Raw genomic sequence first — 20132 nt, 5'->3', positions numbered from 1 at the left:
TGCCCCCTATCAATTAGACTCGCCTGGGTAATCTGCAGGAAATGATCCCTGCCAACAGCAACATCACACTTGATACCACTAAACAAGCCACCAAACCATACTCCAAAAAGATCCAACCTGATAGCACAGTACCGAGTAATCGCCCGATAGCGTTCGCCATATAATAGAAGCCCACATCAAGTGACACTCCATCACTATCGGCCAAACTCACAATAAGATAGCTGTGAAGAGATGAATTGATAGCAAACACAAAACCAAAGAGCAAAAGTCCACCTACTACGGCTAAGCTTGTCCAGAGCTGCGCTTGAAGTGAGATAGCAATCAACAGCGGAATAGCTGCCAAATACAACGCCCATCCGCTGACTTTACTTGGTGTTGATGCAAACGTATCACGACTAATAAATCTAGGAGTTGTTGATTGCACGATGCCATAACCGATGACCCAAGTAGCCATAAAGCCACCAACCCACCAATGATCCCAACCGAACTGCTGCGATAAAAAGACAGGAAGCGCAACCACAAACCAAACATCCCGTGCGGCAAATAAAAACAATCGCGCGGCAGATAGCATATTAATTGCTCGGCTTTTTGAAAATACATCGCTAAATTTGGGTTTGCTTTTAGCCTTGCCTAAATCGCTTTTTAAGCTGATAACGCTAAACAACCACACTAATAGCAACATGATTGCCATCGACCACATCGCGCCGGTAAAGCCAAGTAAGGTAAGCAACAACCCGCCAAGAAAAAATCCGACGCCTTTTAGCGCATTCTTTGAGCCGGTAAGTATTGCCACCCACTTAAACAAGGTCCCTTCTTCACCCGATTTTACGATGGCCTTTATTGCACTTTTGGCACTCATTTTATTGAGATCTTTGGCAATACCTGAGAGCGCCTGTGCTGCCATAACATAAGGCACGGTAAGCCAGTGCGTTGGTACTACTAACATCAATAATGCTACTATTTGTATGCCTAACCCAATATTCATGGTGCGGTTTAAGCCAATGCGTGCGCCAAGCCACCCTCCAATTAAATTGGTGACAACACCAAAAATTTCATAGAAGAGAAATAGCATGGCAATTTCAAGCGGGTTATAACCCAATTGGTGAAAGTAAAGCACCACCAACATTCTGAGCGCACCATCCGTTAAGGTAAACGCCCAATAGTTGCCTGTCACAATGAGGTACTGCTTGATATCTTGAGGTATATTACGCAGCTGCATGATATCTTATTCGCCTAACGACAATCCCACTTTACGTACTAATTCCGCGGTACGATTTGCATAGCCCCACTCGTTGTCATACCACACGTACAACTTAACCTGAGTACCATTAACTACCATTGTAGATAACGCATCGACGATACTAGAGCGAGGATCCGTTTTATAGTCAATAGAAACTAGTGGTCTTGATTCATAACCTAAAATTCCGTTAAGCTCAGTAGCAGCAGCTTGCGCCATCCAGTGGTTAATCTCTTCCACTGTAGTTGGCCGCTCGACCTCGAACACGCAGTCTGTTAATGAAGCATTCGCCAACGGAACACGAACAGCGTGACCATTTAGCTTACCTTTTAATTCTGGAAAGATATGGGTAATAGCAGTCGCTGAACCTGTTGTTGTCGGAATTAAACTCATGCCACAGGCCCGCGCGCGGCGTAAATCCTTATGTGGCGCATCCAAAATGGTTTGCGTGTTGGTGATGTCATGAATAGTCGTCATCGAACCGTGCTTTATGCCAATGTTTTGTTGCAATACTTTTACGACTGGCGCTAAGCAATTTGTGGTACAAGAAGCGGCCGTAACGATTTGGTGGGGAATGTCGTCGTATAGATGGTCATTCACTCCCATCACAATATTTAATACCCCTTCTTCTTTTACCGGTGCCGTAACAACAACGCGCTTAACGCCTTGATCTAAATACTGTTGCAGTAAAGCTTTGGTTTTCATTTTGCCGGATGCTTCGATCACGACGTCACATTGAGACCAGTCAGTTTGCGCAATCTCTTTGTTTTGAGTCACCGACAACACAGTTTCACCTACTTGGATCTGTTCACCTTGAGAAGACACACTGTGATGCCATTTACCATGGACAGAATCAAACTCTAGCAAGTGTGCTAGGGTTTCTGCATTGCCCGCAGGATCGTTAATTTGTACAAACTCGATTTCAGGCCAGTCAAAGCTAGCGCGAAGCGCCAAACGCCCCATTCGACCAAAACCATTGATCCCTACTTTAATCGTCATAAGAACTCCAAATCTAATTATTAGTTACAGCAAGTTGCCATGCGTGTTGGCCGTTCGCCCATCGCATTTAGCCTCACTAACTCAGCTTTTATATAATCTGGTTGATGCATAACCGTGGCGTTTATCACCGCCTTCATCCATAGCGGTAGCGTTGGGTTTATAGAATAAAATACCCATTGTTTTTGCTTGCGATCACATAGAATTCCAGCCTTCTTCAGCTGCGCTAAATGCCGTGAGACCTTGGGTTGGCTATCTTGTTCAAGCGCAGCCATTAGCTCGCAAACACATAGCTCACCTTCCACCGTCAACATGGCAAGCGTTTTTAAGCGGATCTCATCCGCTAGGGATTTATAAAATTGCAAGGGTGTAAGTAGCGTATGTTGTGACTTACCTTCGCGTAGTAGGGAAATAACTTGTTCATTGATGTCAAACAAGGTTTGCTCATAAGCGTTATTGCAACTTCGCTCAGCTGGACTCGCAATATCCCACGCAAGGACATGTTCTCCTTGCAGTTTACCTTCGCATTCAGATTGCACTTCAGAGCATAAAGTTACCACCACATCAAAGTGTTCGTCCTTATACTCATTGAGGTGTTTACTGTACAGATTGTCCGTATTAATCCCTAAACGGCGTAGCATTGAAAGCGTAGTCGCATTCACAGTGCTTGGCTTAGTGCCTGCACTATACGCATGAACATCCGAACCGCCATGAAAGTTAGCTAGCGCCTGTGCTAAAATTGACCGCGTTGAGTTTCCAGAACAAAGAAAAAGTAGCTTCATCATCGCATAACAAATTAATTATATAACTTTATTGTTATATAGTTAACCCGCTATGTCAATTACGCTTTGTTGGTATTTATCTATACATAGCAGCTCACCTAAGATTGCGAGCCGCTACCAAGGATAATCGATGTTGAGGTACTTAAAGCGCGCTTTCTACGCGCAACTTTGGCTCCTAGCTATGGTTAGGAAAGCAGCGATTGAATGTTATAGCTCTGCTCTGTGGCGTTTTCAGAAGTTTTAATCATGGCTTCATCTTTTGCGAGATCAACTCGCAACTCCGCTTTTGCATTATAGCCCTCCCAAGTTATAACCAGATTTGAGCCTTGGCATGTTAATGCAAAATTGCCATCAAATGCGCAGCAAGTATTACGCAGTTTAATTAGTGTTTGCAGACCCTTCACCACAGGTTTATCGAGTGCGGCTTCCACCATCGCGACATCCAAATAAGGGCGGTTGATATCGCGTCCAACATTACTTTTTTCTAGGAGTGCTATGTCATTTTCCATCGCCAATAGACCACCGTAATAAACTTGTGGTACTCCAGGGCAAAAGAACTGAATTGCTCTTGCTACCAAATAATAAAAATCATGCTTCCCTAAGGCTTCATAATAACTGCAATTGACTTGATACAAGTCGACATTGCTCGCTGCAGCGCCGGTTGCCTTGCGACTTTGGCCTTTACTGTTGCTATGGATCTGCTCAACCAAAGCATCAATTTGATTGGCATCGAGTAACCCTGGTTTATCCCCTTCAGGCCCCGCGTCAATAATGCCGATTCCGTCATGAGTATCCAGCACGGTTAGACAATTACGTGGCGCAATGTCCAACCACTTGGCTAAAGCCGAGAAATCTTTATTGAATAAACTGTGTAAAATAAGCGGAGGGAGCGCAAAGTCATAAACACGGTCGACTTTGCTGGCAACCTCTACTTGAGTTTTGTAATAACTGTGAATTTCGGCAATGGTTTCCATACCAAGCTCATTGGCGCGCTTAGATAATTGATTGATAAAAGCAAAGGCCTCATCAGTCATAAAACAGCTGGTATTTGCGCGTTTGATTGCATATCCTGCGGCATCTAGTCGAATAATTTTCACTCCACTGTCTGCAAACAATGTTAAGACTTTTTCTAAATAAGCGCGCCCCGCTTCTGACTCAACATTAATATCAATTTGGTTATCAGTAAAAGTGGTCCAAAAATCCACAACTTCGCCACTCGCTAACGCCTTTTTAGAAAAGCAACTTCCCGGCCTCGGACGATAAATTGCTTGCGCTTGTGCTTGCGTGATGCCATTAGGAAAGACATCTTCTTCTTTTAAAAACATCGACCAAAACTGTGACTCTTGTCCATGAGCCAACACATCTGCAAATTCTGCTGACTCTCCTGATACATGGTTAACGATAAGATCTGCCATTACCTCACAGTGCTCGGCAATCAACTTAATATGTTGCCAATCACCCAATCGTTCGTCGACCTTGGCATGGTCAATCGGGTCAAAACCTGCGTCACTACCATCAATTGGATAGTAAAAAGGCAAAATGTGGACACCACCAAATAGTCCAGCTAACGGGCCCGTTAGTAACGTATTTAATTGTGCAAGGCCGCCGCCAGACAGGCGATCAGCATACGTGATCAACTGAACTTGGTTTTTCATAATTTACTCATTAAAAAAGTTGAGACTTAATCGATTAAGTTATATCTTTAATCATGAACAAACAATAATCAAGTTTTATCGTAGCGTTCTACTAAAAATAATTCGCTTAATGCAGATTAGTATTACACTCAGTCTTATGTAAAGAAGTAGACCAGCTACATAACAAAGCCCTTCAAGAGGTGAACAATGAGCAGCAAGTCGAATCACACTCAGCTCAACACGTTGCGCTGGTTAACTTATATGATGTTTTTGATGTTTGCGATGACATCAGACGCCGTTGGCGTGATCATTCCAACACTGATCAGCGAATATCAACTTAGCATGACCCAGGCCAGCGCCTTTCACTATGCGCCAATGATTTTAATTGCCTTTAGCGGCTTATGTTTAGGGTTTTTGGCAGATAAAATAGGCCGTAAGCTCACGGTGTTAATCGGCCTCATACTATTTTCATCCGCATGTTTTCTGTTCGCACTGGGTGAAACTTTCACCATGTTTTTAATGCTTTTATGTGTTATTGGATTAGCCATTGGCCTATTTAAAACAGGTGCCCTCGCCCTTCTAGGTGACATTTCTGACGGCGCACAAGAACATACTCAAACCATGAATAAAGTCGAAGGCTTCTTTGCCATCGGCGCGATAATTGGCCCTGCAATTGTCAGTTATCTATTGATACAGGGGGTGAGTTGGACCTATCTTTATGTGCTTGCTGGTGGGCTATGCTTAATACTCAGTATCGTGACTTTAAGCACTGAGTTTCCCAAGTTTAATACCGCTCATGCACAAAACAATGCAGGCCTATCTCACACGGCAGCGATGCTCAAGAACAAATATGCACTTGGCTTTTCCCTCGCCATAGCACTCTACGTTGCAACTGAAGTCGCAATTTATGTCTGGATGCCCACTTTATTACAGGATTACCAAGGTGATTTAACTTGGCTTGCAACTTATGCGCTCACCATCTTTTTTATTTTACGTGCAATAGGTCGCTTTATGGCTGTATGGTTACTCGCTAAGTATCGTTGGCAAAGCGTAATGCTAACGCTGAGCTTTGCTATATTTGTATGCTATTTTTTAACTTATCTTTATGGTGTTAATGCCGCTATCTATACGCTCCCGCTAAGTGGTTTATTTATGTCTATGATTTACCCAACATTAAACTCAAAAGGGATCTCTTGTTTTGACAAAGCTCAGCATGGCTCTGTTGCTGGTGTGATGTTGTTCTTCACCGCGCTTTCTGCTGCGCTAGCACCACTTCTGATGGGCATGGTGAGCGATTACTTTGGCCATGTTAGCTATGGCTTTGTACTTGCGACTGGGTTTGCATTTTTCCTCTTTGCGGCCATGTTGTACAACTGGTTAAAGGACCCTGCCCGCTTACCATTGAGCAAAAACGCTAAGTTGCAGCGAGTGTAACCCCTCCGACCAAAAATTTTTCGCGGGTTAAAATTCATAAAAACCAAAGCATTAAAATTTTGTTTGAATTATTGATTAATTTTTAATTGCAACCAAATTAAATTGTGCTAAAAACAAACTTAATCGATTAAGTTTGTTTTTAATAGACCGCACGAGTTTGACAACGATAACAAGAGGCAAATGATGACAACAATCAAAACCACCCTATTTACACTCAGCGCACTCACGCTTGCAATCTCTCACTCGGCGGCCGCTGAAGAAAAAGCACACACGAAACCTGCCGATGGCTTCGAGAAAATAGTCGTGACGGGTGTTCCAAAGCGAACAACCATTATGGAATCGAGTGTTTCTGTTAGCAGCATAGGGCTGGAGCAAATCTCTGCTGCAACCCCCAGAACTACCGCTGAAGCATTCAAACTAATTCCTGGTGTAAGGTCAGAATCAACCGGTGGTGAAGGTAATGCAAATATCGCTGTACGTGGTCTTCCTGTCGCATCCGGTGGCGCTAAATTTTTGCAGCTACAAGAAGATGGCTTGCCTATTTTGCAGTTTGGTGACATTGCTTTTGGTAACGCCGATATTTTTATGCGCCTTGATAATACCGTGGAGTCAATCGAGTCTATTCGTGGTGGCTCGGCTTCGACTGCCGCCAGCGACGCTCCCGGAGGCATTATTAACTTGATTTCAAAAACGGGTGAAAATGAGTCAGGCAGTGTTGCCACCACGTTTGGTTTAGATTATGACGAGTTTAGAACTGATTTTGAGTATGGGAGTTATTTAACTGACGACATAAAATTTCATATTGGTGGCTTTGTGCGCCAAGGTGAAGGCCCACGTGACACCGGCTATACCGCAAATAAAGGCGGCCAACTCAAAGCCAATATCACCAAGGAATTTGAAAGTGGCTACGTTCGTTTGTATGTAAAACACCTTGATGATAAGACAGCAGGCTACCTTCCTATGCCTATGTATTCTAATGGCGACTCCATCAGCGGCTTTGATGTACTGTCAGATACACCCCACTCTGTTTATTTCACCGCCACGCAAGGCTTAGGTGGTAACAATCAAATTCGTCGAGGGGATATGCGAGACGGAATGCACCCTGTTGTTGATAGTATCGGCTTTGAAGCAAATTTCAAACTAGGTAATGACTGGCAAATCGAAAACAGGTCCAGAAAGTCGAGTATCTCAGGCTCATTTATGTCGCCTTTCCCTGCTGAGGTCGCTAATAGCCAAGCAATTGCCGAGAGCATAGCCGGTACCGGTGCAACACTCACCTTTGCCAACGGACCAAAAGCGGATCAAGCGTTCAATCAAGCACTACTAATGCGCGTTCATACCTTCGAAGTGGAAATGAATGATTTCGACAACATCATGAATGACCTAAAGCTCACCAAATCATTTGGTACTGACACGTCACTCACCTTCGGTTATTTCATGTCATCGCAAAATATCAATATGTCTTGGTTATGGAATTCATACTTGCTCGAGGTTAAAGGAGATAACGCAGCGCTTGTCAACGTGGCCGCTGCGGATGGCACAGCATATTCTGAAAACGGATTATATGCCTATGGTACGCCCTATTGGGGAAATTGCTGTCAGCGCAACTACGATACTGAATACGATACTCGTGCCCCATATATCGCCTTTTCAACAAAGCTCGGCGATATTTCAGTTGATGCGAGTGTGCGTCATGATTCAGGTAAAGCGACAGGTACATTTGCAGGTGCTGTAACATCTCGTGTAGATATCAACCGTGATGGCACTATATCAAAGCCGGAGGAGCAAGTTGCAGCCATCGATCTCGCTAACCCCAATGTAGTTAATTACGATTGGAGCTACACAAGCTACTCTGTCGGCGCAAACTACCAAATGACCTCAAGCAGCGCCATATTCGGCAGATTCAGTGAGGGCGGTCGTGCAAATGCAGACAGACTATTGTTCGGTAAAGTGAATATTGATGGCAGTGTTGCTGATGAAGATGCTGTGGATGAAGTGACACAATATGAATTTGGTATCAAACAAAAGTTTGAACAAGGCCGTCTATTTGCAACTTTATTTTACGCCGAAACAGAAGAGCAAAACTTTGAGGCAACCAGCCAAAAGTTCTTTGACAGGCAATACGAAGCACAAGGTATTGAACTTGAAGGTGTCTATTTTATTGGCTCCTTCGACTTACGAGGTAGCTTAACTTGGACCGATGCTGAAATCGCAAAAGATGCACTCACTCCCGAAGTCGAGGGTAACACGCCAAGACGGCAAGCTGACTTTGTTTATTCCTTATTGGGTAAATATAACTTCGATCAAGGTGCTATCGGTTTAAGCCTAATCGGCACCACTGACGCGTACGCACAAGACAACAACGAGTTAAAATTTGACGGTTACACTCAGGTCAACGCGTTTGCAAGTTATGATCTGACTGAACGCTTCAATATCGCGTTAAACGTAAACAATCTCTTTGATACCACTGGATTAACAGAAGCCGAGGAAGGCGTAATTCCAACTAACAATATTATTCGCGCTCGCAGTATTAACGGCAGAACTACGTCTGTCACTTTAAAATACCGTTTCTAATTGGGGGTAGTAGTTATGCAATTAACATGTTTTGGCGAGATGCTTATCGATTTGTTACCTACCGGCGACGGTAGCCTTAACCCTATTGCTGGCGGTGCTCCAGCGAATGTGGCGGTAGGCTTTGCTAAACTTGGTGGCAGTGCTCGGTTTGTGGGAGGCTTCGCTGAAGATCCCTTTTCGCTGCAATTAAAATCAACCTTGGCGTTATATGCTGTTGGAACAGAATATTGTGTATCCATAAGTGGAGCGCAAACCGCCTTGGCCATCGTCCACCTAGACGCTCAAGGAGAACGAAGCTTTTCGTTTTACCGCGACAATACCGCTGATATCGCAATCCGCCCAAAAGACTTTGAGCATTTGCAATGGCCAGATCACGGGATATTTCATTTTTGCTCAAACACGCTTACCGATGCAGAAGTTACAAGTACCACCATGGCGTTATTAAAGTCTGCTGCGGCTCATAATCAATTAATTTCATTTGATGTTAACCTGCGCTTGAATCTATGGCAGGACTTATCTTGCTTATCCGAACGTATAGAGGCTTGCTACCCCTATGTCGACATATTAAAAATGAGTAAAGATGAGCTGAGATATCTCGCTGAAGAAAAGAACATGAGAGAAGCTAGCTATTTAGATTGGTTACTTAGTGTCGGCGTACAAGCGGTGATCTCAAGCGATGGGCCAAATCCTTGCAGTGTATTAACAGCTAAAGACTTTTATTCCGTCGCCTCTCCTACTATTGATGCGGTTGATACAACCGGCGCTGGGGATAGCTTAATGGCAGGGTTTCTATTTCAACTCAGCCAACACGGGATCTCAAAAGATACACTAGTGCAAAACTTCCCAACCGTAAAAAAGGCACTTAGCTTTGCTGTGAAATGCGGTGCGTTTACTTGTGAACACAAAGGTGTCATGCCCTTTATGCCAACGCGTATAGATGTGTCTGAACGGTTTTCTTCCTTCAACCCTGAGGCTTTGTTAGGTTAATACCTAAAGCGGGAAAAGGCTTTCCCGCTATTTTATTATAAAAGTCGAGGCTTAAAACCCTGTTTCATAGTCAATATGAGCAGAGTTTGTCGTCTCGTATGTACCATCAGTATAAAGAATAGTTGCAGTCGCATTGTACTGACGATAAGCACGAATGGTCATGTTACACGTAGTACCACCGCTGCAGCTCGCATCACCATTCCAAATTACTTTACTAATCGCTTTAGTGGCATTTGCGATATAGAATTTACCAGAAGTTGAATTACCGAAAGAAAAATCAATTCCTGAACAAAAGCTAGTATTGTTACCCCACACATTACCGCCTGATTTCACGTTCAAAGAGCATTTTAAATCTGCCGCTTGCGAACTAAAAGACAGACCACCTAGTACAACCAATACTGAAGCAATTAATGTTGATTTCATTATTATTTCCTTTAATTAAGAATGAGTTAAGTAATTTTTAGTGACCAGTTTCATACGAGATACGTGATACATTCGTTTCTTCGTATGTGCCATCTTTGTATAAGATAGTCGCCGTTGCTGTATGTGTTTGATACGCATAAACCGTGAGTGCACATTCAACACCACCAGAACAGCTAGCATCACCATTCCAAATCACTTTATTAATCGGTTTGCTGATATTCGTTAAGTAAAACTTACCAGTTGTCGAGTTGCCAAATGAGAAGTCCATACCAAAGCAGGTTTGTCCGTTACCAATGACGTTACCACCTCTTTTCACTTGTAGGTCGCAATTCAACTCAGTTGCGCCAGCGCTGCAGGTACCAACTAATGCAATAGCTGCAAGTATCTTAGTTATTTTTTGTTTCATCTTGCTATCCTTATATTTGTTATATTAACAACCAAGAAACCTTGGTTAAAAATAAAGCTACACAATAAAAATAAAAAATTCAATTGTTTTAACCCATAAAAAACATAAAATTCACAAGAGGTTCAGAATGCACTAAATCTAGCAAGTTCATGGAAATTGGTATAAACGGTGAAGGGACAAGCTATAGCGAGTATCGAAATAATAGACTAAATAAAAAAAGGCCGCAGCGGCGGCCAAACACATCATGGGTAAAACAATGAAGGGATGTAAGTGTGAATACACGGGTCATTCTATGTGAATAATCATAAATTAAAATCACATTATAATGATTGTTATCATCGCTTTTTTCGAATGGTCTATTTCTGCTACGCTCGTGATACAATCGCGAGATTAAAAACTACAACAAATTGTCTATGCCATTACTTTGGATTGTTACTTTACTTTGGGCGTTCTCGTTCTCTTTGATTGGAGTCTATTTGGCAGGCCAAGTCGATGCTTGGTTTAGCGCTTTATCTAGAACCTTGCTAGCAGCAATTGTGTTTATTCCATTTTTGAGATTGAGTTCAGTGAATAAAGAGTTGATAATCAAGCTGATGGCAATCGGTGCAGTACAGATTGGTCTGATGTATGGCTTTTACTATCACTCTTTTTTATACCTAAGCGTACCTGAAGTGTTGCTATTCACAGTGATGACACCCATCTATATTACTGCACTCAATGACTTACTAAACCGCTCATTCAATGCCACTTTTTTGCTGTCTGCGCTCATAGCTATCATTGGTGCAATCACCATTAGATTTACTGAGCTTACTAGCGACTACCTTTTTGGCTTGCTACTAGTGCAAGGGGCAAACCTTTGCTTTGCAATAGGCCAAGTAAGTTACAAACGCTTAAGTAACCACTACCAACTGATACACCATCAAAGTTTCGGTTTTTTCTTTATTGGTGCGTCCCTCGTGCTCGCCATTGGATTTATGTTATTCGGTAATCCCCAACAACTCCCAAGTACCAATCTACAATGGGGAATACTGATTTATTTAGGCTTGATTGCTTCAGGCGTCGGGTATTATGTCTGGAACTTGGGACTGACCCGCGTCTCGGTGGGTGAACTCGCGGTAATGAACAATGTGTTGATCCCAGCTGGGATCATTGTCAATTTGCTGATTTGGAACCGAGAAGCTGACCTCGTTCGCCTTGGTATTGGCAGTGTCATTATTTTTGCGGCATTGCTCTATAGTAAAAGCGGTGCAAAAGTATAACCCTTTTTAACTTATTTACCGGGTTCGACAGAGTCAAACTCCATTTGTGAATTGAAACACGCCAACGCTTCGATATCTTGATATGGCTCTGTTGACCAACATGCTTTCCTAAAGCGCTCATACACTTCACGAAAAGGTGTACAAATTAGCTCAGATTCATCCATCATAATACAGCTAAAGTCTTCAGACTTTATTACAATATAGAGATACTCTCTTCCGCCTTCTTCGGCAAAAAATACGGAATCCCAAAAGTAGCCTTTCTGTCGCATTTCTTCTCTCGGAAACGCGATATTATCCTGCATATAAGCAAGTAATTCATCCACTTGAGGACGAGTATTCAAATTTAATTTTATCTTTAGCAGTTTTGTTTCCATGGAATAAGATTAACACCTCCAACCTTTAACCATTTTGGTACTGAGCATACTTTCCTTCATTTTTTATTCCTATTTCCCACTTATCATTTTCGTAGTAACGACTATACCTAATTCCCTCAAACGGGCCCAACTATAAAATTAGTAAAATGTAACAAGCTGTTTTGCCTAAGATAACCATTAACGCCCATGAGCCAGATCTCTGGAGTTAGGTGTTTGACGAAAATTTCGTTAATATCTAAAGAAAAATAAAGTAAAAATATGATGACAAGAATCGTACAACTATTCCCTCTTTGGGCCATTATTTGCTCAGTAATCGCCTATCTTTTTCCGACTCTATTTAGCGCGTTTAAAGGCAGTATTATTCCGTTATTAATGTTGATCATGCTGACAATGGGCTTAACCCTCACTACAAAAGACTTTTTACGCGTGCTCGACAACAAAAAAGCCATTTGCGTTAGTGTGCTACTTCAATTTACTGTGATGCCGAGTGCTGCCTACTTAATTGCAACCACCATGAGCTTAGAAACTGACCTATTAATTGGAATGATTTTAGTGGGCACGGTTGCTGGCGGCACGGCAAGTAACGTTTTGTGTTATCTCGCCAAAGGAGATGTCGCGTTATCGATTTCTATGACCGCGATTAGTACTTTACTCGGCGTGTTCTTAACGCCACTACTAACCACATTGATGATAGGCCAGGTGGTTGATATTCAGTTTTCTGATATGTTGACGAGCCTGCTAAAAATTGTGCTATTTCCTGTGGCTGTGGGCGTTGCTTTCAATACCTTGCTTGCCAAGCCACTGGCGCATTCTGTTATCAAAACAACTCCGATACTGCCTTTACTTTCAATGCTTTCAATCGTTTTTATCATTGCGGTGATCGTTGCTCTTAATCAACCTAAACTTGAAAGCATCGGGCTCGTTATGCTGGTTGCAGTGATCCTGCACAATACTACAGGGCTACTTTTGGGCTATTTCATTCCGAAACGGCTGGGTTTTGACGAAAAAGTATGTCGCACCATGGCCTTTGAGGTGGGTATGCAAAACTCGGGGCTTGCTGTTGCGCTTGCCATGAAGTTTTTTACTCCTACAGCGGCCGTAGCAGGTACCCTATTTTCTATTTGGCATAATGTCAGCGGCTCGATATTAGCAGGAATATGGAGACAAAGCGCCACCAGCTCATCTGATAACAATAAAGCCTAATATCAAAGGTTAGGCTTTTTGTAATTGCTTATAAAAGTGAATTTTGCAATCCGATGAGCCGTTGATTTGTTCACATTTTACAATCTGGTAATCGCGGCTTATTAACATCAATAGCATGTTTTTGAATAGGTTTCTCGACTTTACTCTAATGGCGCTATAGCCTTGCGCTTTACACCAAGTTTCTTGCATCACCAACAACTGCTTGGCAATACCTTTGCCGCGATATTCAGGGATGACCGCGCCTAACCAGCTATAAAATTCGTTGTTTGGCAGTTCGTGACCTAGCTTATACCCAACGGGTTTGCCTTGCGCGTACACCACCAGCAATAAATGTTGCTTATCTCGCAGTTTGTCTACGACTTCCTCACCCTTTCTTGGCGTGGCAAACTCCGGAATTTGGTTTTCTATCGCAAGGAGGTCATCTATCGAGCCGACTTTATATTCTAGATTCATATTAATGTCTGTGTAATTGAAAAGGTATCGCCAACAGTCACTTCGGCATATGCGCCGTTAATCAGCGTTAAATTCGGCGCTTGATGGCCTATATCCACATCGTATAGCACGGGGAAATCGCAACCAGTAAAGGCGTTTTGCAATGCATCTAGGTGCGTCCAGTCGCTATCTTTTGCCAGCGGCTCTGGATTTCGACCAATCAAAACTCCAGTGACTTTCGAGAACCAACCTCGTAATTTAATACTTTGCAGCGCACGATAGTATGCCGCTGGCGGCATTTCGCCATTTTCAAAATATAAGATAATCGACTCATCAGGGTGCGCCTGTGAAAAAGCGTCCAGATCAAAATATTCCGTACCAGCCAATAACATGTGAATATCCAAACAGCCGCCTAATAATCGACCAGCAAACTGCTGCCGGTGATTGCCATTGGCCAAAATACGCCATTGAGTGCTCGCGGATAAGTTAAATCCAGCATCGGGAAAGTCAACAAAATTGAGTGGCTCAGCTTCAAAATGTGTCGAGGGAAATTGCGTGAAAGAGTCCTTAGGCGCACGCCTCAAATGGTCAAAAAGTCCAACCGTTAATGCGTCTTGTTGATGGACATTTAATTGCATAAGGTTAGTTGCATGCACGCTTGCCCAGCCTAGTTTGCAAGTCACTGCGCTCAGTAAAGTGCTGACATCAGAGAAACCGATGAGCCATTTTGGCGGAGCATGCGCCAACTTTTCCCAATTAAGCAATGTCAGCAAATCCATTGCAATTGCACCGCCCCATGGCGGCATAATCGCGTCTATTGTATCATCGAGTAAGTATCCCATAAGCTCATTAGCACGGGTTTTGACATCTGCGCTAACGTAGTTGTGGTTATCTCGCAGGCATTCACCAACCACGAGTTCAAAACCTTGTTGCGCGAGATAATCCAAAGCGTTGTCTAATCTCGCGTGCATAGCAGCAGGTACGCCCGCTGAGAATGCCGTGATCGCAATTTTACTGCCCGCTTTCAACGGTTTGGGATACTTCATCATGATTTCCGTTATTTTTTGCTTATCCTACCTGAATTTCCGCTTTTGCATACTTTAAATTCTCCCGTTTCGGGCGAGCGATCAAATATAGAAAGGTTAACGGCCCCAAGCGTCCAATCAGCATTAAAAAGATGATTACCGCTTCACCGGGTTCAGACAATGAGCCAGTGATCCCTCGAGATAAGCCAACCGTGCCTAATGCAGACACCGCTTCAAACGTGATATCCGTTAAATTTGCCTGCTCGGTAATCGTTAAAATAAGGGTTGCGAGCATCACGGTAAAAAAGTACACCACGGTGAGACTAAGCGCCTTAAATACCGTTTCAGGCGAGATCTGTCTGTGTCCAATAGCGACTTGATCTCTGCGTCTCAAATAAGCGTAGGTTGCCATTAATAGCACCACCACTGTGGTTATTTTAAGACCACTGGCGGTACTCATAGAGCCGCCCCCTATTATCATTAACCAAATGGTCAGCACGGTACTTTCGTCATTAACCAGCGCAAAGTCGATACTGTTAAAGCCCGCTGTCCGTGGCGTTACCGCTTGCATCCAGGCAGTGATCACTTGCTCAGACAACGGCAAATTTCCAAGGGTCTCTGGGTTATTTGCTTCAAAAAGCCAAAATAAGCTAAATGCCAGCACATTTAACACCGCTGTTGCTATCAAGACTAACTTAGTGGCAGATCCAAACCGGCTCCAACGGCGTCGTTTTACTATATCCATCAACACCACAAATCCAAGTCCGCCAATCACAAATAACCCTGATATCACAAGATTAACGACCCAATCGCCACGAAAACTGGTGAGGCTGTCATCATGCAATGCAAATCCGGCATTGTTAAAAGCCGAAATGGTGTAGAAGAAGCTTTGCATTATCGCATCACCAAGTGGTAGCGTTTGATACCAATGGGCAAGCAAAATGGTAAACCCTATCGATTCGATGATCAGTGCATAAACTAACACGCATTTGGCTGTATCAACCAACTGATCAAATCGAGCAATGCCAAAGCTTTCTTTTGCGATAAGTTGTTTACTAATGTCCATTTGCTGCCCCATCCCCCGCAGCACCACAACCGTAATGGTCATAAACCCCAGTCCACCGATTTGAATAAGACTAGCAATAACGAGATGGCCAAAGGTCGTAAAATCATTTGGCGTACTCAATACCGCAAGTCCTGTCACCGTTACCGCGGAAGTTGCAGTAAATAACGCTTGCATCACTTTGATGTCTTGGGTGTGTGCTATCGGTAGCAACAGCAACATAGTACCTAAAGCTATCAGCCCGCAAAACCCAATAAACAGAACTGCTGGGGGGCTTAACCTCAGCGGCTTTTTGTGGGCTTTGGGCTTGCTATTTGGATAGGGGTAATAGTGGGGACTCCATGTTTTCATTACGCCCCCAGTTTTAACGCGATAGAATTTAACGCTTTTAACTGACCGTTGAGGATCACTTTATCATCTTCGTTTATCAAAAATGACTCAGCCGGATTGGTATAACACGCTTTGCCGCGCTGCACTAACACAGCCTTGATTTCGCCCTTTGCACGCTTTAATAGCGTCGCCAAAGACTGACCGCAGCTTAATTTATTCACGATGACTTCCACCATGTAAAAGCCATGCCCCAACTGCATATATTGATTGACCATAGGGTAATTCAGTGTCTGTGCAACCTTAATCCCCATTTCTTCTTCAGGGTGGATCACACGTGTTACGCCTAAACGAGATAAAATTGTATGATGCGCTTCTGAGCTGGCCTTAACCCAAATTTTCTCAACGCCTAAGTTTTTTAGCGACAGTACACATAAAATGCTCGCTTCTAGGTTTTCACCAATGGCGACCAGTACCGCTTTGCTTCTCGTAATATCTAGTTGGCGTAATGCCGTTTCATCGGTCGCATCCAAAGAGGTGGCATAATCAATATGCTCAACAACTTGGTTCACCACACGTTCGCGACTATCTACCCCTATCACTTTGTTTCCAAGCCGCTTTAGTTCCAAACAAGCCGCAAAACCAAATCGACCTAAACCAATTACTACAAATTGTGCCATAACAACCTCTATATACTCCGTTATGAGAAATGCTTATTGAGCGGTAAAAGTAAAAACCGATAACCAACCCCAGGCTCAGTTTCTATGATTTTTGGTGTAGCAGCATCATCACTGAGTTTCTTACGTAACTGGCTGACCACAATCCGTAAATAGTGACTATCTTCCACATGGCTTTCGCCCCAAATTTGCTTTAATAAGGTTTGCTGACTGACTAATTCTTGTGCTCTTTGTGCAAGCATACTAAGTAGTGCAAATTCCTTTTTCGATAGTGCTAATGGTGCGTTATCCATAATGACTTGATGCTTTTGTAGATCTATCATCAACTTGCCGTAGTCAATGGCGAGCAAGCGTTTGTTCGGTACTAAATCTCGTAATAGCACTTTGACACGGACCACCAGCTCTTTGATGCTAAAAGGCTTCGTCAGGTAGTCGTTTGCGCCGCCCTCCAGCAGTTTAATCTTCTCAGCCTCTTGATCTCGTGCAGTTAAGATCAATACAGGTAGCTTGCTGGTTTCTCGGATCTTCTTCAAAATGCTATATCCATCAAAATCTGGTAGCCCAAGATCTAAGATTACTAAGTCTGGCAGCTCACCTTTTAGCACCGACATAGCTTCCTTTCCGGTGCTGGCTTCCACATAATTCAGCCCTTCAGCTTTTAATGCTAAGCGGATAAAACGACGGATCTCTTCTTCATCGTCAATCAATAAAATGGTGTGAGTCATCAATGCGCCTCCTCTTTTGGCAAACTAACTTCCATTGTGCAGCCTTGCGTCGTCGGCAAAATGCGAATATCACCGCCGTGCGCACGAATAATACCTCTTGCCACACTCAGCCCTAAGCCACTGCCACCGTCTTTGCTGGCGCTTTGTCGAAACGAACTAAAGGCGGTAAAGACTTCCTTTTGCCGAGCAACGGGGATCCCAGGGCCGTTATCCTGAATAAATATCAACAACGCTTGCTGCGTTTCTCCTAAGGAAATCTCAACCCGCTCTCCATCGGGACTAAAGGTGACTGCATTTTCAATTAAGTTAAACAGGGCTTGCTCAATGAGTGCAGCTTGTATCGTGAGAATTGGACTCATATTCTGTGGCATTCTCGAGACGCATGGCGCGCCTAACCGCAAAATCACGTTATCGATCAAGACATCAATAGACGTAGGTTGCTTCAACAGTGAAAGCTCATCCCCTTGATGCTGTAACTTGGTGGCTTGCAAGATATTTTCGATATAGCGAAACAAACGGTGGCTTTCTGATCGTGCCGACCCCAACAGCTCATTTTGCTCGTCTTGGTCTAACTTATCACGATAGGTTTCTAGCGTTTCGAGCGCGCCCATCACCGCAGCGAGCGGTGTGCGTAGATCATGAGAAACCGACAATAAGATATTAGAGCGCACGTTCGCAACTAAAAGCTGCTGCTTTTGCTCTTTGATATAGCTCGATAAATAGCTAGTAGCTAATGCCACCGCGATAAATACCACTAAATTGACCACATCTTCGGTATTATTCATATGAAGCGTGTATCTGGGCTCTGTGATGAAGAAGTTGAACACTAGACTGCTAACAATCGCCACTCCCAGTGCCATCCAACGTTTTGCGATGAGAGAAACAACAACAACCCCCAACTGCAATACCAACAATACACTGATCGCCGAATGTAGCAGCGAGTCTAAGGCAACGGCAAAGGCGCTGGTTAACAGCAAAACCAGAAAACTAACGAGATACTCGTTCTTGGCAATAAATCCATTCTCGGAAAACATAGTGACTCCAACTTGCGCTATGTCTTTATTCTATCCTTGTCGAAATTCCGTTGCCGTATAATTTGCGTAAAATTTACTTAACTTTAGGCTATTTAACCTGAGGTTTGGATAAGGAATGTTCCAACTCATTGTTGCTAAAGCACAACTTAGTTTTTTCCTTGTCTAGCCAGCAAGATTTAGGGAAAACAAGGCGAATTTACGCACCAATAGCTGGCTATTGGAAGTGAATTCAACGCAGTTAGCGCTAAAACTGGCTGCTAGAAAGGCATTAATTATCCGCAGCTCAGGTTATTTAGCACAAGAGCCTGTTTATCTATCAAGTTTGTTTTTGCATGTTGATGATAAAAAAGCTAAGCGCATATCTGATAAAGCCATTGTGATACGCTGGCACAAGCTGTTTAAAAGCAACTGGGTAACTTAGAAATTCATTGAAGAATGGCCGAGAGCGAGTACTGACCACTTATTGTAAAACACTCAAAAAACGACGGCACACAAACCTAGCAAATTGTGAAGTTTGTTGGCTGGACCAAATAAAGGCTTTAGCAATAACGCCTCAAGCTGCGCTAACCGTAGCCTCCCCCATGCAGTGCGCGATAAGCTGATTTTGACGTCGAGAAATACGTAAACGCCAAAAACTCGCTTATTTTAGAAACACTTTTGATATGAGTGATGAACAGTTTTTTGTAATTCTAAGTCGAAACTGCCGTAACTATGGTGAATAGATAACAGTGGGTGTCTGTATTGTTTCCAATTTTATCCGCTTTCAAGTTATTTGTTAGCCGACACTATTAAATTGCATGATCATCAACTGCTTTTTGAAGAAGAGTAGCTAACTCAAAAATGAACTCCATGTCTTCAAAGTTCGATTCATAGCTTAATTCTCTTGAAGTAAGCCCTCGATGCGCAATTTGATGCCGAGATAATAAGATTCCATCAAGCCTTTCCTTTGCTTGAACACGTGAAAAATCATCAGTATCCCAACAAGTCGTAACTTTCGTTAATCCGAAAGCATCTTTAAGTAATTGGTCAATATTTTTTGTATTGGGAGTGTTAAACCTTTTCAGTTTATTTTCAACATTCTGAGCAAGTAAATCATCTAAAGGATGAGACCCGCTATAGGACTTGATGTCCGTAAATTTTCGACGCACGAGAGACTCAACAAAATCTTGCCAATACGCAACCAAATGAAACACGTAAGTTTGGTTTAGATATCTAATTTTGCTGTCAAACTTGCGTGTTGTTTCGATGTTCAAATCATTTTGAATATGCTGTACGTACTTTAACCTCACTAACTGGCGGCTAAACATTTGTAACGGAGACTTTCTTAAATCAACTTTCATTTAAAACCTGCAGAATGCAATGGCGGCTAACGCTTGCCGTAAACGGCACAAAATAGCAGGCTAAAATTAGCGACGAAGGAGCACAAGCCAAGCGTTTTGCGTCCAACTGCCATGATGGCCTTGATACTTATTGAACCTTCTCCCCGAAGTTTAGCGAACAGCTAAACTTCTAGGCGACGAAACCCAAAGGAGAAAGCTCA

Annotated in this window: 19 protein-coding genes and 1 pseudogene; 6 read left to right on the top strand and 14 right to left on the bottom strand. The window is 43.1% G+C overall.

What is annotated here, in order from left to right:
- Positions 1–13: 13 nt before the first annotated feature.
- The 4 genes from arsJ to gtfA all read right to left on the bottom strand — a co-directional run bounded on the left by arsJ (position 14) and on the right by gtfA (position 4670).
- The gene (arsJ, locus tag EXT48_RS19220) at positions 14–1219 is read right to left on the bottom strand and encodes an organoarsenical effux MFS transporter ArsJ (RefSeq protein ID WP_130165424.1); all 1206 of its coding nucleotides are present in this window, start codon (positions 1217–1219) and stop codon (positions 14–16) included.
- Between the two features lie 6 nt (positions 1220–1225).
- Positions 1226–2236 carry an ArsJ-associated glyceraldehyde-3-phosphate dehydrogenase gene (locus tag EXT48_RS19215; protein ID WP_130165423.1) on the bottom strand — a complete coding sequence of 337 codons (1011 nt, stop codon included), beginning with the start codon at positions 2234–2236 and terminating at the stop codon, positions 1226–1228.
- Between the two features lie 20 nt (positions 2237–2256).
- On the bottom strand, positions 2257–3018 hold the full coding sequence (locus EXT48_RS19210) for a metalloregulator ArsR/SmtB family transcription factor (RefSeq protein ID WP_226899309.1): 762 nt from the start codon (positions 3016–3018) through the stop codon (positions 2257–2259).
- A gap of 182 nt (positions 3019–3200) precedes the next feature.
- Positions 3201–4670 carry a sucrose phosphorylase gene (gene gtfA / locus EXT48_RS19205; protein ID WP_130165422.1) on the bottom strand — a complete coding sequence of 490 codons (1470 nt, stop codon included), beginning with the start codon at positions 4668–4670 and terminating at the stop codon, positions 3201–3203.
- Positions 4671–4856: 186 nt separating this feature from the next.
- Between gtfA and EXT48_RS19200 the strand changes: the two genes are divergently transcribed.
- The 3 genes from EXT48_RS19200 (at position 4857) to EXT48_RS19190 (ending at position 9644) form a co-directional block, all read left to right on the top strand.
- Entirely contained in the window at positions 4857–6083 is a 1227-nt protein-coding gene (locus EXT48_RS19200; protein WP_130165421.1) for a sugar MFS transporter, read from the top strand.
- Positions 6084–6266: 183 nt separating this feature from the next.
- On the top strand, positions 6267–8657 hold the full coding sequence (locus EXT48_RS19195) for a TonB-dependent receptor (RefSeq protein WP_130165505.1): 2391 nt from the start codon (positions 6267–6269) through the stop codon (positions 8655–8657).
- Between the two features lie 15 nt (positions 8658–8672).
- Positions 8673–9644, top strand: a complete 972-nt coding sequence (locus EXT48_RS19190) for a carbohydrate kinase (protein WP_130165420.1) — start codon at positions 8673–8675, stop codon at positions 9642–9644.
- Positions 9645–9695: 51 nt separating this feature from the next.
- On the opposite strand, the gene EXT48_RS19185 is transcribed toward EXT48_RS19190, so the two are convergent.
- Positions 9696–10067 (bottom strand): hypothetical protein, encoded by a 372-nt coding sequence (locus EXT48_RS19185; RefSeq protein WP_039494990.1) that lies wholly within the window; start codon positions 10065–10067, stop codon positions 9696–9698.
- 37 nt (positions 10068–10104) lie between these two features.
- Entirely contained in the window at positions 10105–10473 is a 369-nt protein-coding gene (locus EXT48_RS19180) for a hypothetical protein (protein WP_099028569.1), read from the bottom strand.
- A 413-nt stretch (positions 10474–10886) separates the two neighbouring features.
- Here EXT48_RS19180 and EXT48_RS19175 point away from each other — a divergent pair, with 413 nt between their 5' ends.
- Entirely contained in the window at positions 10887–11732 is an 846-nt protein-coding gene (locus EXT48_RS19175) for an EamA family transporter (protein WP_130165419.1), read from the top strand.
- Between the two features lie 11 nt (positions 11733–11743).
- Here the strand turns inward: EXT48_RS19175 and EXT48_RS19170 are convergent, their stop codons facing one another.
- A complete protein-coding gene (locus EXT48_RS19170) occupies positions 11744–12106 on the bottom strand; it encodes a DUF6176 family protein (RefSeq protein ID WP_099028567.1) in 363 nt (120 codons plus the stop codon).
- Between the two features lie 258 nt (positions 12107–12364).
- Here EXT48_RS19170 and EXT48_RS19165 point away from each other — a divergent pair, with 258 nt between their 5' ends.
- Positions 12365–13309, top strand: coding sequence for a bile acid:sodium symporter family protein (locus tag EXT48_RS19165; RefSeq protein WP_130165418.1), 945 nt, complete (start codon positions 12365–12367; stop codon positions 13307–13309).
- A 9-nt stretch (positions 13310–13318) separates the two neighbouring features.
- Here EXT48_RS19165 and EXT48_RS19160 read toward each other — a convergent pair whose 3' ends face one another.
- From EXT48_RS19160 to EXT48_RS19135, 6 genes are read right to left on the bottom strand one after another with little or no spacing between them, the layout of a single operon-like run.
- A complete protein-coding gene (locus EXT48_RS19160) occupies positions 13319–13762 on the bottom strand; it encodes a GNAT family N-acetyltransferase (RefSeq protein ID WP_130165417.1) in 444 nt (147 codons plus the stop codon).
- A complete protein-coding gene (locus tag EXT48_RS19155) occupies positions 13759–14790 on the bottom strand; it encodes a S66 peptidase family protein (protein WP_240703409.1) in 1032 nt (343 codons plus the stop codon). Before EXT48_RS19155 ends, EXT48_RS19160 begins: the two co-directional genes overlap by 4 nt.
- A gap of 19 nt (positions 14791–14809) precedes the next feature.
- Positions 14810–16180 (bottom strand): TrkH family potassium uptake protein, encoded by a 1371-nt coding sequence (locus EXT48_RS19150; RefSeq protein ID WP_205992118.1) that lies wholly within the window; start codon positions 16178–16180, stop codon positions 14810–14812.
- Positions 16180–16836 carry a TrkA family potassium uptake protein gene (locus tag EXT48_RS19145; protein WP_130165416.1) on the bottom strand — a complete coding sequence of 219 codons (657 nt, stop codon included), beginning with the start codon at positions 16834–16836 and terminating at the stop codon, positions 16180–16182. Before EXT48_RS19145 ends, EXT48_RS19150 begins: the two co-directional genes overlap by 1 nt.
- Positions 16837–16856: 20 nt before the next feature.
- Positions 16857–17558, bottom strand: a complete 702-nt coding sequence (locus EXT48_RS19140) for a response regulator (RefSeq protein ID WP_010373790.1) — start codon at positions 17556–17558, stop codon at positions 16857–16859.
- Complete coding sequence (locus EXT48_RS19135; protein WP_039494975.1) at positions 17558–18592, bottom strand: ATP-binding protein; 1035 nt, start codon at positions 18590–18592, stop codon at positions 17558–17560. The genes EXT48_RS19140 and EXT48_RS19135 overlap by 1 nt, the downstream gene beginning before the upstream one ends.
- Positions 18593–18908: 316 nt before the next feature.
- On the opposite strand from EXT48_RS19135, the pseudogene EXT48_RS23910 reads away from it, so the two are divergent.
- A pseudogene (locus EXT48_RS23910) lies at positions 18909–19010 on the top strand (transposase); the annotation flags it as partial.
- A gap of 370 nt (positions 19011–19380) precedes the next feature.
- Here EXT48_RS23910 and EXT48_RS19120 read toward each other — a convergent pair.
- On the bottom strand, positions 19381–19932 hold the full coding sequence (locus tag EXT48_RS19120; protein WP_130165415.1) for a HEPN domain-containing protein: 552 nt from the start codon (positions 19930–19932) through the stop codon (positions 19381–19383).
- Between the last annotated feature and the right edge of the window lie 200 nt (positions 19933–20132).

It is taken from the genome of Pseudoalteromonas sp. CO348 (assembly GCF_004208845.1).
Taxonomy (GTDB): domain Bacteria; phylum Pseudomonadota; class Gammaproteobacteria; order Enterobacterales; family Alteromonadaceae; genus Pseudoalteromonas; species Pseudoalteromonas maricaloris.
This window is presented reverse-complemented; position numbering and strand designations above follow the sequence as displayed.

Excerpts from the sequence above, each read along its gene's own strand:
- EXT48_RS19185 (WP_039494990.1), bottom strand. The coding sequence starts at position 10,067 with ATGAAATCAACATTAATTGCTTCAGTATTGGTTGTACTAGGTGGTCTG.
- EXT48_RS19160 (WP_130165417.1), bottom strand. The coding sequence starts at position 13,762 with ATGAATCTAGAATATAAAGTCGGCTCGATAGATGACCTCCTTGCGATA.
- gtfA (WP_130165422.1), bottom strand. The coding sequence starts at position 4,670 with ATGAAAAACCAAGTTCAGTTGATCACGTATGCTGATCGCCTGTCTGGC.
- EXT48_RS19145 (WP_130165416.1), bottom strand. The coding sequence starts at position 16,836 with ATGGCACAATTTGTAGTAATTGGTTTAGGTCGATTTGGTTTTGCGGCT.
- EXT48_RS19215 (WP_130165423.1), bottom strand. The coding sequence starts at position 2,236 with ATGACGATTAAAGTAGGGATCAATGGTTTTGGTCGAATGGGGCGTTTG.
- EXT48_RS19200 (WP_130165421.1), top strand. The coding sequence starts at position 4,857 with ATGAGCAGCAAGTCGAATCACACTCAGCTCAACACGTTGCGCTGGTTA.
- EXT48_RS19150 (WP_205992118.1), bottom strand. The coding sequence starts at position 16,180 with ATGAAAACATGGAGTCCCCACTATTACCCCTATCCAAATAGCAAGCCC.
- EXT48_RS19175 (WP_130165419.1), top strand. The coding sequence starts at position 10,887 with ATGCCATTACTTTGGATTGTTACTTTACTTTGGGCGTTCTCGTTCTCT.
- EXT48_RS19165 (WP_130165418.1), top strand. The coding sequence starts at position 12,365 with ATGATGACAAGAATCGTACAACTATTCCCTCTTTGGGCCATTATTTGC.
- EXT48_RS19170 (WP_099028567.1), bottom strand. The coding sequence starts at position 12,106 with ATGGAAACAAAACTGCTAAAGATAAAATTAAATTTGAATACTCGTCCT.
- EXT48_RS19195 (WP_130165505.1), top strand. The coding sequence starts at position 6,267 with ATGACAACAATCAAAACCACCCTATTTACACTCAGCGCACTCACGCTT.
- EXT48_RS19155 (WP_240703409.1), bottom strand. The coding sequence starts at position 14,790 with ATGATGAAGTATCCCAAACCGTTGAAAGCGGGCAGTAAAATTGCGATC.
- EXT48_RS19210 (WP_226899309.1), bottom strand. The coding sequence starts at position 3,018 with ATGATGAAGCTACTTTTTCTTTGTTCTGGAAACTCAACGCGGTCAATT.
- EXT48_RS19180 (WP_099028569.1), bottom strand. The coding sequence starts at position 10,473 with ATGAAACAAAAAATAACTAAGATACTTGCAGCTATTGCATTAGTTGGT.
- EXT48_RS19135 (WP_039494975.1), bottom strand. The coding sequence starts at position 18,592 with ATGTTTTCCGAGAATGGATTTATTGCCAAGAACGAGTATCTCGTTAGT.
- EXT48_RS19140 (WP_010373790.1), bottom strand. The coding sequence starts at position 17,558 with ATGACTCACACCATTTTATTGATTGACGATGAAGAAGAGATCCGTCGT.
- arsJ (WP_130165424.1), bottom strand. The coding sequence starts at position 1,219 with ATGCAGCTGCGTAATATACCTCAAGATATCAAGCAGTACCTCATTGTG.
- EXT48_RS19120 (WP_130165415.1), bottom strand. The coding sequence starts at position 19,932 with ATGAAAGTTGATTTAAGAAAGTCTCCGTTACAAATGTTTAGCCGCCAG.
- EXT48_RS19190 (WP_130165420.1), top strand. The coding sequence starts at position 8,673 with ATGCAATTAACATGTTTTGGCGAGATGCTTATCGATTTGTTACCTACC.